The 14,122-nt window shown below is 56.4% G+C and carries 17 protein-coding genes; 8 read left to right on the plus strand and 9 right to left on the minus strand.

Annotated features, from left to right (window positions below; genetic code table 11):
* Positions 1 to 2: 2 nt before the first annotated feature.
* From copC to AB4Z52_RS32475, 5 genes are all read right to left on the minus strand, one after another.
* A complete protein-coding gene (copC, locus tag AB4Z52_RS32455; protein WP_442221970.1) occupies positions 3 to 374 on the minus strand; it encodes a copper homeostasis periplasmic binding protein CopC in 372 nt (123 codons plus the stop codon).
* Positions 375 to 490: 116 nt separating this feature from the next.
* Positions 491 to 1,879 (minus strand): PepSY-associated TM helix domain-containing protein, encoded by a 1,389-nt coding sequence (locus AB4Z52_RS32460; protein WP_442221971.1) that lies wholly within the window; start codon positions 1,877 to 1,879, stop codon positions 491 to 493.
* A gap of 213 nt (positions 1,880 to 2,092) precedes the next feature.
* Complete coding sequence (locus tag AB4Z52_RS32465) at positions 2,093 to 2,482, minus strand: hypothetical protein (protein ID WP_442221972.1); 390 nt, start codon at positions 2,480 to 2,482, stop codon at positions 2,093 to 2,095.
* A 57-nt stretch (positions 2,483 to 2,539) separates the two neighbouring features.
* On the minus strand, positions 2,540 to 3,157 hold the full coding sequence (locus AB4Z52_RS32470) for a hypothetical protein (RefSeq protein ID WP_442221973.1): 618 nt from the start codon (positions 3,155 to 3,157) through the stop codon (positions 2,540 to 2,542).
* Between the two features lie 124 nt (positions 3,158 to 3,281).
* Positions 3,282 to 3,827 (minus strand): GNAT family N-acetyltransferase, encoded by a 546-nt coding sequence (locus AB4Z52_RS32475; protein WP_442221974.1) that lies wholly within the window; start codon positions 3,825 to 3,827, stop codon positions 3,282 to 3,284.
* Between the two features lie 326 nt (positions 3,828 to 4,153).
* On the opposite strand from AB4Z52_RS32475, the gene AB4Z52_RS32480 reads away from it, so the two are divergent.
* Together AB4Z52_RS32480 and AB4Z52_RS32485 are read left to right on the plus strand one after the other, a co-directional pair.
* Entirely contained in the window at positions 4,154 to 5,071 is a 918-nt protein-coding gene (locus AB4Z52_RS32480) for a HoxN/HupN/NixA family nickel/cobalt transporter (protein ID WP_442221975.1), read from the plus strand.
* Positions 5,072 to 5,208: 137 nt separating this feature from the next.
* A complete protein-coding gene (locus AB4Z52_RS32485; RefSeq protein WP_442221976.1) occupies positions 5,209 to 5,943 on the plus strand; it encodes a phosphotransferase enzyme family protein in 735 nt (244 codons plus the stop codon).
* A gap of 201 nt (positions 5,944 to 6,144) precedes the next feature.
* Here the strand turns inward: AB4Z52_RS32485 and AB4Z52_RS32490 are convergent, their stop codons facing one another.
* Positions 6,145 to 6,630: a hypothetical protein gene (locus tag AB4Z52_RS32490; RefSeq protein ID WP_442221977.1), complete on the minus strand. Its 486-nt coding sequence runs from the start codon at positions 6,628 to 6,630 to the stop codon at positions 6,145 to 6,147.
* Between the two features lie 332 nt (positions 6,631 to 6,962).
* On the opposite strand from AB4Z52_RS32490, the gene AB4Z52_RS32495 reads away from it, so the two are divergent.
* The 4 genes from AB4Z52_RS32495 (at position 6,963) to AB4Z52_RS32510 (ending at position 10,166) form a co-directional block, all read left to right on the plus strand.
* Complete coding sequence (locus AB4Z52_RS32495) at positions 6,963 to 7,553, plus strand: hypothetical protein (protein WP_442221978.1); 591 nt, start codon at positions 6,963 to 6,965, stop codon at positions 7,551 to 7,553.
* A gap of 142 nt (positions 7,554 to 7,695) precedes the next feature.
* Entirely contained in the window at positions 7,696 to 8,103 is a 408-nt protein-coding gene (locus tag AB4Z52_RS32500; protein ID WP_442221979.1) for a hypothetical protein, read from the plus strand.
* Positions 8,104 to 8,171: 68 nt separating this feature from the next.
* A complete protein-coding gene (locus AB4Z52_RS32505) occupies positions 8,172 to 8,579 on the plus strand; it encodes a hypothetical protein (protein WP_442221980.1) in 408 nt (135 codons plus the stop codon).
* 1,185 nt (positions 8,580 to 9,764) lie between these two features.
* Positions 9,765 to 10,166, plus strand: a complete 402-nt coding sequence (locus AB4Z52_RS32510; protein WP_442221981.1) for a hypothetical protein — start codon at positions 9,765 to 9,767, stop codon at positions 10,164 to 10,166.
* Between the two features lie 423 nt (positions 10,167 to 10,589).
* On the opposite strand, the gene AB4Z52_RS32515 is transcribed toward AB4Z52_RS32510, so the two are convergent.
* Both AB4Z52_RS32515 and AB4Z52_RS32520 read right to left on the minus strand, forming a co-directional pair.
* Positions 10,590 to 11,243, minus strand: a complete 654-nt coding sequence (locus AB4Z52_RS32515; protein ID WP_442221982.1) for a hypothetical protein — start codon at positions 11,241 to 11,243, stop codon at positions 10,590 to 10,592.
* A 221-nt stretch (positions 11,244 to 11,464) separates the two neighbouring features.
* A complete protein-coding gene (locus tag AB4Z52_RS32520) occupies positions 11,465 to 12,463 on the minus strand; it encodes an alpha/beta hydrolase family protein (RefSeq protein WP_442221983.1) in 999 nt (332 codons plus the stop codon).
* Between the two features lie 126 nt (positions 12,464 to 12,589).
* Between AB4Z52_RS32520 and AB4Z52_RS32525 the strand changes: the two genes are divergently transcribed.
* Both AB4Z52_RS32525 and AB4Z52_RS32530 read left to right on the plus strand, forming a co-directional pair.
* On the plus strand, positions 12,590 to 13,096 hold the full coding sequence (locus tag AB4Z52_RS32525) for a GNAT family N-acetyltransferase (RefSeq protein WP_442221984.1): 507 nt from the start codon (positions 12,590 to 12,592) through the stop codon (positions 13,094 to 13,096).
* 216 nt (positions 13,097 to 13,312) lie between these two features.
* A complete protein-coding gene (locus AB4Z52_RS32530) occupies positions 13,313 to 13,717 on the plus strand; it encodes a VOC family protein (RefSeq protein WP_442221985.1) in 405 nt (134 codons plus the stop codon).
* A 109-nt stretch (positions 13,718 to 13,826) separates the two neighbouring features.
* On the opposite strand, the gene AB4Z52_RS32535 is transcribed toward AB4Z52_RS32530, so the two are convergent.
* Positions 13,827 to 14,122 (minus strand): winged helix-turn-helix transcriptional regulator (locus tag AB4Z52_RS32535; RefSeq protein WP_442221986.1); only part of this gene is annotated, 296 nt, incomplete at its 5' end.

Consider the following 14,122-nt stretch of genomic DNA (forward strand, 5'->3'; position numbering starts at 1 on the left):
TCTCAAGGCTTGATGCTGAACGTGTAGATTCCGTTCGTCTTGTGGCCGTCGCTGGAAAGCGCATGCCATTGAACGGTGTAGACGCCGGATGCCAGGGTGCCCGTGACTGGAACGACGAGGGTCGAATCGTCGCCAGTTGCGAGCTTCGCTTCCCCGGTCGGGATCGCCGCCTTGTCGGCACCTAGCACTTTCACGCCCGAGAACTTGAGGTTCAATCCTTCGGAAAAGGTCAGATCGAGTTCGGAGGGCGATGCTTTGACCGAACCGTTCATCGGCGGCGTCGCCGATTTGAGATGGGCGTGGGCCAAGGCCTGGCTGGTGACGCCGAGAATGGCAAAGGCGGCGATGGCGAATACGCGTTTGAATTTGGACATGGCTAGTTCCTTATTGTTGGATGACACGACGACAGAAACGCGCAATTGGAGACCAGCGCGTCTTACACCCGCATCGATGCCGATGCGGGAATTCAAGAATCCATATAGAGCGGTGATCATGTGAACGCCCGCTTCAGCGGCGGCACCAGGCGGATGACGATCTGGTCAAGCGCGATCATCGCCGCGATAGCGATGCCGCTCATCGGAAAGACGAGCCCGAAGACGCCCGCAATGATCCAAAGGCCGAGATAGACGTTCTTGCTCGGTGGCATTGGCGGTACGCCCATTCTTCCACTCGGCCTGCGCTTCCACCACATGGCGACGGCAGTGACGCAGGCAAGGATGATGCAGAGGCAAGTGGCCAGCATCAGCAGTTGATTGAACAGACCCCATTCCTGGCCCATGTGGACATTGATGCCCCATTCAATGGCCCTCCCGAGGAATGGATATTGTCGGTAGGAGATGTCGACCAACGGCTTGCCGGAATACTGGTCGATATGGATCGTGCGCTCGTTGGCAAGGTCCTCCGGAAAGATGGCAGCGGTGTAGACGCCGGTATCGCTTCCGGGAAGATCGAGTTCGAACCCAGGGGCAATCCCCAATGATCCGGCGATATCAGCGGCCTTGTCGACGCCGATGGCGACAGCAGGGATGGCGCTGCCGGTGCTCATAGTCGACGAGGGAACCGGCGCGGTCTGCATCGTCCAGCCGCTCTTGGAGACGACATCCTGCGTCACCTTGGTCGATGTCGGGACCTCGTCCCAAAGTTCGGCCGGAGTGCCGAGACCTGATTTGGTCAGATAGGCGTTGACGTGGCTGCCCCAGTAGTTCGACCACGGCATTCCCGTCAACGCCAGGAAGAAGATGAACATCCCAGCGAACGCGCCTGTCACAGCGTGAAGATCGCGCCAGAAGACGCGGCGGCTTGGGGTGCCCCGGATCGAAACGACGCCGCCGGTCTGGCCTCGTGGCCACCACAGGTAGATGCCAGTCACCACCAGCACCATGGCAAAGCCGCCGACGGCTTCGATGATCCGGTTGGTAAACGTGCCGAAATAATCGAGACTGTGTATCTTGCGGACGACCTGATTGAACTCCTGCGACGGCGGCACGGCATCCAGAACCTTACCGCTGTACGGATCGACAAAGACCAGCAGCTTGCCGTTAGCGCCGGACAGCAGGACCTTGCTCGATGAGGTGAGATTGCGACCTTCGGTGATACTGACCGCAGACATGCTGGGGAATCTGCTTTCGGCGGCGTCGATGATCCGCGACGGCGGCAGCGGATCGCCCTGCGGTGTCACGCTGTTGCGGTAGGCGAAGAATGTGGAATTGATCTCGTTCTTGAAGAGATAGAGCGATCCCGTGCAGGCGAGGTTGAGCAGGAACGGGATGACAAGCAATCCGGCGAAGAAGTGCCAGCGCCAGATGGCGCGATAGAGTGACAGGTCGGCTTTCGATGCATCGGCCGTTTGCGGCGCATCGGAAAAGGAAGAGACGGACATGGATTTATCCCAGATGGAGTCCTGATGCTTCGGAACGGCGGTCGACCTGATCCTGTCGAGCGTCTTACCGCAGGCGTCGAATACGACATACGGTCAAGCTCAGTTTTGGATCGGGCGAACACGGCCGAATCGATTGGCCGCCAGGCGCAGACGGTTGCGCTGCGATGGTCGGCACGGTGGTGACCGACAGCGCGGAGCATCCGCGTCGTCGGTTCAGATCAGGACCGGCTCGGGAGGCCCTCGGGGCGAGGCGTTGTGGGTGAAGATACGCCGTGGCTCGATGTCGACCGGGGCGTTGATCGACAGGTCGACTGCCATCTCCAGCGGGCGGCCAACGCTGTCGGCTGGCTGCGGCAAGAGGACGGAAGCGCTGATGCGGCAGGCGTCGCACCCCTGGGCGTGGACATGCTTTTCCTTTTGCGTGCCATCCGTATCGGTGACGCAGAAGATGGGCACAGTTCCGTCAGGAAGCATATAGGCGGCGACGTCGAACTGTGCAGTGTCGTAAGCGACGACCGGCTGGTGGGCAAACCCGACGAACAACAGGGCAAGCGCACACAGAATGCGCACAGCCCATCGTCCCCCAATGCCCGAAACCCTCATCGACGCCCATCCCCGGAAGTCACCGCAGCACCTTCATAGCCACAGCATGGAATGGACTCAATGCGACAATTTCGTTTTCGCGTCGTTGGACGGGCGTCTGAGGAGGCGAACGCCGCCCCATCCTAAACCCGATGTCGAGATCAGAACAGCGGTGAAGGCGATCAAGCTGGGAAAATGCGACGGTACGGCTGTCCACTGCGGGCTTATGACATTGGCGGTGTTGAATGTCTCGGCACTGAACTCGCACGTGATGAGCGACATGCTGTTCGCCACCATCTCGTTGTCGATGCGGGATACCAGGTCGTTGGCGCGATTCCTCTCCTGCGGCATGGCTCGCATGTCCAACAGCACGGCTTTCGTCGCCGCCAGATAGGCGTGCGAACACTCGTTGAAGGGGCTGGCTTCGTCGGTCACGCCGCCTGGCATCATGCCCCACAGACAGGCTGCGTATTGGATTTGGGCGAAGTTGAGCACCCGTCGGAACGGCTCATTGGTGTCGAGCGCCGACAGCGCGAGGTCCATGATCGCACCCTGATAAGGTGCGATGATCGCCATTTCGCCGTGACTGAGGCTCGGGATCGGCAGCCCGGCAGTGCTTCCACCGACGCTGAAGCTGTGGGCGATGGATTGATCGGGGACGAAGATCATTGCGAGCGCAAGAACAACACCGCCCAAATGTCCTCTCAAAAATTTGGATGCATTCACCACGGATGTGTCTCGAACTGGAGGAAGGTCTATATCGCACATCAGGCTGGAGATGTCGCGGAAAACTGCCTGCCAAACGACGGCGGTGGTCGGTCTACCTTTCTTGCATGCGGTTTGCCGTGAGCGTGTAGAGGTTGGTGGGCGCGTCATGCAGCATGACTTCATCCTCGAACATAAAGCCGCATTTTTCCAAGACGCGTCTTGATGCGACATTGGCCGTCCGCACCAACCCGACAACCCGGCCTGCGTGCAGATGATCGAATGAAAAGGTCACAGCCTCCTTGACCAATTCCGTGGCATAGCCATGCCCCCAACTGTCCGGGTGGAGATGATAGGAGAGGTTGAGGCCTTCGAACTCCTTGGACAAGGTGACGCCCCCGAAGCCGATCAGCCTGCCATTGGCCTCGACAGCCCAACGACCAAATCCGTGGTCAACCCAGTGGCCGATGTCGCGTGTCAGACGCGCCGCGCTCTCCTGCGGGGTGTCAGGGGTAGGACGGGGCCGATGCGCCACCAGCTCGTGGCGGGAAAAGAGTTCAGTCAAAAAGTCGCGATCCAATGTCGTCGGACGCCGCAACAGCAATCTTTCCGTCCGCCGACGTTCCACTGTCAGCATGTGATTGCTCTCATTCTCGGCCATCAACCTCGCCTTCGCCTCGAAATTTTGAGAACGATACTGCCGACGTCAAACCGATGTCGAGACGGCAAGTTTGTCCTGAGTTCGACACGCCTTCAACGGACTGCCAACTGGGGCGTCATAACGGTCAGTCATGTCCATGGCGGTGCTGATGCTATTGAATTGGAATGAGTAGACACAACTCGGCCGGAAAGCCCAACGAGCCATCGGCAACCGCTCGCCAAGCGAAATCGACGCTGCATCGTCTCCGTTCGCTAAGTCGTTTGACGGTGGCGGCCTAATAACTTCTATGAAAATGTGACTATCGATGATGTTTCAGAGGGCACCACATGCTTTCCAACCCGTTCGACGACAAGCCTTCCCAAGTGAAGACCAAAGTCGCAACGACCTATGCATTTCTGATCGCGGCGAACATCGCCGCCTGGGTGTGGGCGTGGGTCGCCTTCACTGAACGACCCGTGTTGTTGGGCACGGCGTTCCTCGCCTACATATTCGGACTACGTCATGCGTTCGACGCCGATCACATCGCCGCAATCGACAACGTCGTGCGGAAACTGATGCAGGAGGGAAAGTCACCCTATTCAGTTGGTTTCTTCTTTTCGTTCGGACACTCAAGCATTGTCGTCCTCGCCTCGATTGCCATCGCTGCGACAGCGGCGGCGATGCAGAGCAGGCTCGACGAATTCCATGACATCGGAGGAGTGATTGGCACCACGGCGACGGAAATCGGTCTGCTTGGCATATCGGCGACGCAAGCAGCGCAGGGCATGTCCTTCTGGGTGATCCTCGTCTTTCCAGCACTGTTTACGGCAGGAATGTCTCTGATGGATACCACGGACAGCGTCTTAATGACTGGGGCCTACGGCTGGGCATTCGTCAACCCTATCCGCAAACTCTGGTACAATTTGACTATCACGGCTGCGTCCGTTGCGGTCGCCGTGTTCATCGGTGGGCTGGAAGCCTTGGGACTGATCGCCGACAAGCTCGGTCACCGGTTAGCGGTTGAATGGATCGGTTCTAACTTCGCGATACCCACCGCGATGCCGCCTGGCCCGTATCTTCTGGCACTCAGAGGCCCAAATACCTCACTCTCGCCACGTTGGGGTCCAGCGTGGACAATTTCGAACCCGGAAGCGGGTCATTTTGCCTTGATGCAAGCACCATGTTCGTCAGCCTTCCTGTTTCCAGCTGCCAGCTACGATGCGGATCGTGTCAGACAAGCATTGAAGGATAAGACGGAAAAGTAACGGCAAGCGTCAAGTCTGCTTTTGGGCCGACAGGCGACCACGCCTTGGCGGAATCGAGCCTCCAGCGGACTTCGTGGCGTCGTAAACTTTCTCTATTTCTTCCGTCAATTTAATCACAGCCGCCAAGGATATCGCCAATGGGATGGGAAGCTCTCGGGCAATGGGGTGAAGACGCGGTTCGCATCGAACCACTCGCTGGCGGGGTTGCCAACGACGTGTGGAGCGTTCGCGTCCACGGGCGGATCGCGGTCGGTCGTCTCGGCTCCAGGACCGATGCTGATCTCGCATGGGAAACCGACCTACTCCAACACCTCGACCGAGAAGGTATGACCGTTCCAGTGCCGATCCCGACGCTTGACGGCCGCCTGTTCGTGGACGGTCTGGTGGTCATGAATTACATGGAGGGCGGATCGCCCGAGACGGAGTCCGACTGGCGTCGCGTGGCCGACACGCTCCGCGAGCTGCATCGGTTGACGCAGGGCTGGCCGCAGCGCCCGGGCTGGCGATCCTCAACCGACCTCCTGCAGGCCGAAACCGGAACGAGGATCAACCTCGCCGCGATGCCGCCGGAGGGCGTTATTCGATGTCGAGCAGCGTGGGCGCGGCTAATCGGGCGTCAGACATGCGTTGTCCACGGCAACCCAAACAACCCTGGCAACGTCCGCATGACCGCAGATCGGGTCGCGTTGATCGACTGGGATGAGTCGCACGTCGATGTCCCCGACCTTGACCTAGTGCTGCCCCATAACGCTGCCGATCTCGACGACGGCGAGCATGACGTCGCCGCGCAAGCGTCAGCCGCATGGGAAGCCGCCGTCTGCTGGCAGGACGAGTACGCAGTCAAGCGGCTTGCCGAAGTTCGGGCGGTTTGAGCAGTTTCGGCGGATCGACGGGCCGTATCCATGCCGCAACCTTCGGCGACTGCATTGCGGCCAAAACTGGCCATCCAGTGCACGACGACGGGGCATGCTCTTTGAAGGTCCGAACTTCATCGCAGACACCTGCCTTCCCAAATGCTCGCGAACTGATGGGGGACTTCTCGTGGACGGCGATTTGGACTCCATCGCGACCATCTAGAAGCAAAGGTCGTAGAAAGGTACCCGGAAATGCTGCTGTATTTCGTCGCTAACGCCATCGTCTTTCAATTGCTGTTGGTAGTCCGACACCTCAACCAGCAGCACCGTTTCATCGCATTTGAGTTCAATGCTTATGGGATGGCCGTCGCTACTTGTCCAATATAGCCCATTGATGCCTGGTGTTCTTATGACAAGAGGCGTGGTCGGTGCGACGTGCTCTTCAAGCAAGTGCTGGAACGCTAGCTCGGCCGCGCGGCGACCGACAGGCCCAATAGGGAAGGATTGATGAGACCAAATGGAATAGACGATGCCCTTTGACGTCAGCGATGCACTGAAGGTCTGGTCTTCAATTTTCTCTTTCACCTTCCGGCTATGAATCGTCCCCTCGTCATCCCGATTTTCATACACAGGGCTTTGAAGGAGTTTGGTCACTTCGTCTTCGGTCATGCCGAGCCGCAGTTCGCCCGCCGGTGTTCTGATCATTTGAGCGTTTGCCGAGCCGGAGAGGGGCACTAGCAATACGAAGCAAAGGGCAACAATCGAAAACGACGACAATCGCCTGAAAGACATCCTTCAATCCTCAGTGTTTGAGATAGCCACGACACTTTTTGCAACTTGCATATGTTGCGAGACGAAATGATGTCGGATCGGCCCGCTCGCCATCGTAGCAGCAAAGGAAATCTGAGTTCTCGGAACGCCGAAGTCGCCTTCGCTCCTATTCCGGATAACGACCATACCGCAATAGTATCATCTATATTTTAAACGCTGACCGTGTATGGATATTCTGGACAAGAACGCGGCACTCAGGGAACGCGATGGCCAATCAGCCTTGGAATCTAGCAACTGCCATCAACGCGGAACTGCAGCCGGGGGAGGCAGTTCGATGGACCGGAAGGCCGACATTCTTCCCGATGCTTCTTACGCATCTCATGAGTTTTGTCTTTGGAATTGTCTTTGCAGCGGGTGGGGGTGGTCCCGTGATACCAGTCGCCAAGGCGATCATTGCTGGTGAAAGCCCTGAAGGCATTTGGCCAGCGCTATTCTCGTCGGTGTTTTTCGTCATCGGTTGCTTGGTCATAGGCAAGGCACTCGTCGATACGGTGGCGACACGATGGACGGCTTACGCCGTGACGAACAGGCGGGTTCTCATTGTCTCGAACCTCATTCGGAAGCGCGTGCTGTCCTTCGGCCCGAGCGCGATCAATGCGGTCGAGGTCAGCGAGAGTTCGGGCGGTTCGGGGACCGTCGTCTTCCGTCATGAAATCACCAAAAGCTCGGATGGAGACAGTACGCTCAAAATGGCTTTCGTTGGAATCGAGGACGTCGGCAACGCGGCGCGAGAAATCGAACAACTGAGACTGAGCGGGCAACCTGCATATTCCGCGAACGGACGCGACCATCGATGACTGTGGGCTACCCTCAACGAGATAGGCGGTTCACAGAGCTGCGACGACGTTTTTTCGGGAGATACCTCATAGCTGGCGACCTCTTGGAGCGTCCAGGAAAAGGTGCGCCGAATTGATTGGCCGCATGCACGTCGTGGCCGTCATGGCTTTGCTCGCAACCTTGCCGCTGTCCAAAACGGTGGCTGAAGGCGCTGCGCTCCAAACCGTGCCCGTTCACTTCGGAATGCTGTTCGACGGAACAGACCACGTAGCAGGTGATGTGACCTGCCAGTTGGAAAGACCTTGCGTGCTTCTGAACAATAAGCAGCCAGCCCTCCGCTTATCCATCCAATTCTCCCGACAAGATGGCTACCTGTCGGAACAGCTCGACGTCCGCTGCGGGGAAGACAAATGCTCCTTCGCCACTGGCAGACCAACCGTTATCTCTCGGGGTGGTCGCGAGTTCGATATCTTCGAAGGCGAAGACAGCGGGATGGAGATGTCTCTTGTCCTAAAGCCGCTGAAACGGCTGGGTCACTTATCGCTGATGGTTTGGCGGGAGAATCGCTAGTGCCGTTCCTTTTCGGCTTCATTCATGTCTTTTGACGTAGGCATAGCTCGTAGCTTTGGGAGGATGGAATGTTCTGGCGATTTTTTAGGAAGCCTATGGATATTGCGGAGACATTGGAACCTTTGCCAGACCTTAAGTTAGACGTTGGCGAAAGACTTCCAGAGTGGAAGCGCCTATCGGGTCTCTCTCTCAAACGGAATGAATTCCTTGGTGACGATCCATATGATGTTTGGACCCTGACCTTCGAACAGCATGCCTTTATGATGATATTCAATCCCGCCGAAGGTGATCCGGCTTTTCAGGGGCCAGAGCAGTTCTCAGTTCAGCGATTGGTGTTGGCTCTTGTCCGCGATCCTGGCGAAAAGGAATTCAAGCCGATTGAGGGACAGGTTTGGTCCAAACAAATTGAGTATCTGCGCGGAAGTATGTTGCCAAAACTGAATGATTTGTTCCGAAGGCAGAATTTGAAGGCCTGAGCGACTTCATCATCGATCCTGATGGGGCGAACGTGACGCTGAATGCGCCAACTCGCGACTCTGGAATAGTAGGCATAAGTTGACGCGCTCGAAGAGGCCGGGCCTTTCAGCCGATTTAATTCACTGAAGTTAACCCATCCAATAGGTATGTCGAGTAAAGCTCGCGCAATGAGCGCATTTTGCTTGCGCAATCGTTATAAGGTGCTCAGTAGTAGCTTTGACGCAATCTGAGAGCAAATTCATCAATGTCGAAGCTAAAGGCCATCATCTCCCGGTTGGCGAAATCTCGGGCTAGCGAGGTACCGGCTTTCGAATTCGTCGCTGGCAAAGAGGAACTCCGCTCGCCCCCTGAAGGTTTGGACGCCGACCGCCTTCTCTCGTCTTTTCGAAGGCCCGGCCTGTTGCTTTATCGGCCCTACCCACCGACTGACGCTCCCTCTGTCAGGAGTAGGATTGGCGGCCTTCCAAGTTTACCTGCCAACATCGAACGTGCGTCTTGCGGTCCGTTCATCTGGATGTCGCGTTCCCGCGTGCTTGTTGCCGCCGTGACCGGTCTGTGTGCCTTTCTACCGACGACCGTGAACGCAAGGTGCCCGCTTGATGACGCGGTTCAACTGTGCCTGGCTAGCGGTGATAGTCCGCAGGATATGATCGCGGCCGCGCGTACGAAAGGTTGGAGCGCTGAAGAGGGAGGTACTACGCGGATTGACGATGCCAAACCGCACCCTGGGATAATCGTGTTTAAGCGACCCAACGGTTTCAAGTTCAATCTGTTCTACAGACAGTTCCAGGGTCTTTTATCTGCGAACTGCGTTTTGGAGTTTCCAGGCGCGATGGCAGTGGACACCGACTCTCCACCACTGCARTGCGYAGGCGAGGACTACGACGGKTTCGAACGATCAATAAGAGACCTGAACCTTGGCGAGGTCAAAAGGCTCAATAAACSCAGTCGCTCTTTTATGATTGAAAGCGAGCGACGGTGGATTTTGGTGGTCGATGCCACGTCAGAGCCGAGTRCAGTCGGRACACCTAATCGGATCACGAATGTTTGGGTTGAGAAGACAATTCTGCAACCTGAAGMMTCTGGCCTTGGTKCAGACAACCAAAGATGATTTGCAAGCTTACCATTTACGYYAGGGCGGGTKGGGCGATATCAGATGCCGCCTGTCGAAAGGAAGTTAGAGCGTGGCCGTCGTTGAATCTCCGAAGGAAAACCTTCCACTGTACGATTATGTCATTAATCCCGTCGCCATTTTCGACGGCAGGGATGGTTTGCTTTGTTATAGCAATGCCGTTCCCGCGAGAGGCGATATCACGGTGGTCCGCTTTGCCGAAGTGATAAGCCTCAAGGTCCTTCCGATTAATTCCGAATACCTKAGGCAATACAAATATCCACTCAAGCATTTTGCCTTTAATGAGATATTTGGTGCCGATGAAACCAAGTATTGGGAAGTCGTCGAGGCGCGGCTTTGGGCTATATCATTCAATGACCTTGTTGTTGAAGTGATGTTCATGGGCTCTGTCACCGTCGACGGTGCGGAAACAGCAGGCCGGACCGTCGATGCTTTGATTCGCGCGGTGCGATAACACCGACCGCACGTCATCGAGTGGTTATCAATGACTGCATTGGGCCCAAAAGCGGCCGTCCGTATGTGGACTGAAGACACCGATCTACGCTAGGAATCTTCAGGTACGGGGTCGACCAATGCTTCATAGATACTGGTTTAGCTTTCTGCCCGAAGAACGTCGCTCACCCTTAAATCTGGGGTGTGGAGTCACGGCCGATAGTCTCGCCGACGCCGAACAGATGATCCGCACGATTGTCTTTTCGCTTTTTGGGGAAATAGAAGTGACAGAGGTCACGACGGATGTCGACTTGCGGAGTTTGGACGAGCACCACGTTCGCCAAAACATGGGAAATCCGGCTGTACGGGGTGTTTGGTTTCCCTGGATACATTGAACCACCGCGAGCCGTTCATGACCGCAAAGGGCTGGATTTGAGAAGGGGCCTCACGGTTGGCACCAAGCTCCGGCATACTGTTCGACCGATTTGACGAGTTCAGAATGGTCTTCGGGGCGGACATGCAAACTGAACCCAGCCAATGGCGCATAAACCCGTCGAGGGTCGCGCGTGTGGTCAATCGCCTCACGGCTATAATAGCTGCGGCGAAGATAGTCACCATCGGGACCGGCTAGCTCGTCCTTCCAAAGCTTCTCGCCCATATCCGCGAGAGCTTGGGTAGAGGGATCGCCGAACGCATTAAGCCTCTGCCGCGCCTTCTCTCCTGCCTTTATATATCTTTTTGCGATCTCCATGGTTTTAATGAACTCTGGTGGCCGTTTGACCCAGGATACATGCACCGTGAACTTATTTGGTTTGGCAACTATCTGATCGACCTTGCTATTAATTTGCCGCAAATCAAAATAGCTCGTTTCAATAGAGGAACCCAGAGCCGCATTGAGGGGCAGATGCTGTTCGTTTCGAAGCATGAACATGCAGCCGTCAATTGTCAGGTCGATCTCCTGATGCCAATCAGATGAGGAAAAAACAGCGGTAGACTGCTTCTGAAACAGCTCTTCCAGGGCCAGAGCTTCCGATTTTTGATCTGCAAATGCCTGTGTTTGCGACGCAAACAATAGAACAAAGACGATTATACGGCCCACTATGCAATCTCCTTCAATATGATGATTTGAATGGCCGGATATTATATTGCGTACTCGGAGATTTCGAACGTTAAGTAGAGGACAAAGACTGTTGCCGAGTTAATTTCACGCCGAAGACTCTGACTACCGTGGCAACGAAAGTCCGCTTCGCGCCGACTGGGGAAGACAGACAGCTTCCCGTTCGCGCCGAAGGCGGGGGCCGTCGGCGATGACGCGGTATATTACGCGGCCCCTCCGAAAAGTCCCGCCGCGACCAACGCAACGTGGTCGTGAATCCTTCGACGATCAACGCTGTCGGCATCAGGGAAGACGTCGGAAGCCTCCTTCATCCCCAACGCAGTCGGCTCCGGCAGGAAGACATAGTGACCCGCACCGGACTTCAAGATTTCCAGGTCGCTGCTTGGGACATGACGATGTAGCCAGCCAGAGCATTCGGCCGCAGGCGCAATCGTGTCGCCGCTTCCGACAATGATCCGTATCGGTTGTCTAACCTGTTTGAGGCTCTCCCTGGAGAAGCCCAAGACGGAACGTCCGGGAGCGAGCAGAAGTGCCGATCTGAACCTATCGTCCGCGTATGATGCAGACCTGCGGTCCCATGCCTCTCTAAACACGGCATTTCTTTCCAACAATATCGGAATCTCATCGGCCAAATTGGGAAATTCTTTCGGACCCCGAATTGGGCTCTTTACTGGATTGGCGGCCTCGAACTGCGAATAGGCGACCCGTGCGCCGAGCAAAAGCATGGCGGCGTAGGCACCCGCCGAGAAACCCGCGATATGGGCATGGGCGTCGAACTGACCGTCCAGCTCTTTTCGCCACTGGCTGTCATCAAGCAAGACGCTGAGATCGCGAGCACGCTCCCAAAGGCAGAGGAAACCTTCGGCTCGGTAGGGCTCAGTCCCGGTATTGCCATGATGATTGACCGCGAGAGCGACAAAGCCTCGCAGGGCCAGGCGGTGACCTAACCAATCGAGACCGCCCGCCACACCACCAGTTCCGTGTGACATCAATACCAACGGATATGGTTTGGTTGTCGGCAACAGCTTCACGTCGCGGGCGACCGGCGATTTTTGAAACCACGACGTCTCGGCGACCGGCTGCGCGATTGCGTTTCCGACCGCTGGATACCAGGCAGCCCATTTGAGTGGGCGTGGGCCGTCGGCGTCCCAATTCGACCGGCTTTCGTCGAACGACAGCCCTTCTTTAAAACCGACTTGCATCTCCATCCCCCTACCGCGAACATGTGCGTCCCGGCGCACGCAGATTGTCGTAAATTTGAACCAGCGTCACGCGACCGTTGCAATTTGAGGGCTAGGCCGCCCTTCGAAAAGACCAAGGATATACCTGTGCTCCCATACAAACTCCGCCGCCTCGACCGGAATGATGCGCCGTCCTTTAGAGATATTCGGCTGGAGGGTCTTGCGAACCATCCAGAGGCATTTGGTGCATCATTGGAGGACGAGCAGAATGAGCCCGAGGCACGCTTTGCCGACCGACTTGAGAACGGTCATGTGATCGGGGGCTTTCCCGACGACGGAACGCTTGCCGGGATTATCGGCATATCGAAGTCGAAAGGGATCAAGACACAACATATCGGATCGATCTGGGGGATGTATGTCCGCCAGACGGCACGGGGCACGGGTCTTTCGCGCCTGCTGCTTGCTGCTGCCATTGACGACGTTGCGACGACGCTCCGTTCGCTCCGGCTTTGCGTCGTGTCATCCAACGCTCAGGCCATCCGGCTTTACAAATCGATGGGCTTTGAAGAATGGGCCGTCGAGGCCGAAGCTCTAAAAGTGGGCGATACTTACCATGATGAAATTCTCATGCGGCTGGAAATCGGCTCGCGATAATAGGTTCAATTCGATGGCGACGGGTCTCAAACGCGCAAACAGCGGACCTTGCCAATAAAAATCACAATCGTCATCTTGCATCGCCAGTCCGTTGCCAAACGCTAGTTAGAGAGGCGGGAGAAGTGGCTCCGGCAACGATCCGACTTGCTTGCGAAGTATAGCATATTTCATTAGTGTGGCCGAGCGGTGATTGCAATCAAGGCGGGAGGATGGCCTATGTCGGACATGGCGCTGCATCACGTTTCAATCGTCACTACCAACTTGGAGCGGTCGTTAGCTTTCTATCGCGATCTATTCCAGTTGGACTTGCTGCAACGACCGCCGTTCGCAATTTCAGGTGCGTGGCTTGATTGCGGGGGCCTTCAGTTGCATCTGATCGTCAATCCCTCAGGGACCTTCCGTGACAATCGCAGCGTCGACTACACTGATGGCCATTTTGCTCTGAGAACTAACGACTTCGAGGGCTTCGTCAAAAGGGCGATTGAGATGGGCTTCAAAGAGGACGCGGATGTCGATGATCCCAGTCGCCTACTGGTCGTTCGCGAAGGAGCGGCGGGATTTCCGCAAGTCTATATTCTTGACCCCGACAGAAACGTCATCGAGGTAAATGCGGTGGCGTGAAGAGAAGGACCCGCAACGAGGGCCTGCTTTCTGGCTGGCTTAGAACCAATTGTCATTTATTTCTCTTTGGCCGCTGTGTGCGCATGAGCGGTCATTCGCTCGCTTCAGATCAGTCAGACGTTTCTGGATACTGCCGAGAGAATTCCCTCGCCGACGTCAGGACCGGCATCAGACCTCGCCCTGCATTCGTGAGTCCGTACTCGACACGCGGCGGCTGCTCGCCGAAGTCGCGCCTCGCGACAAGTCCATCATTCTCCAACTCTCTGAGATGCTGTGTCAGCATTTTCTGCGAGATGTCCGGAATGTCCCGCATGAATTGTGAAGCCCGCATCGATGGCTCTGCCAAAAGCCGGAACAGGATAGGCAGCTTCCATCGCCCGTTGATCATGCGAAGCACTCTGGTAA

The organism is Rhizobium sp. 2YAF20 (assembly GCF_052114685.1).
Classification (GTDB): domain Bacteria; phylum Pseudomonadota; class Alphaproteobacteria; order Rhizobiales; family Rhizobiaceae; genus Rhizobium.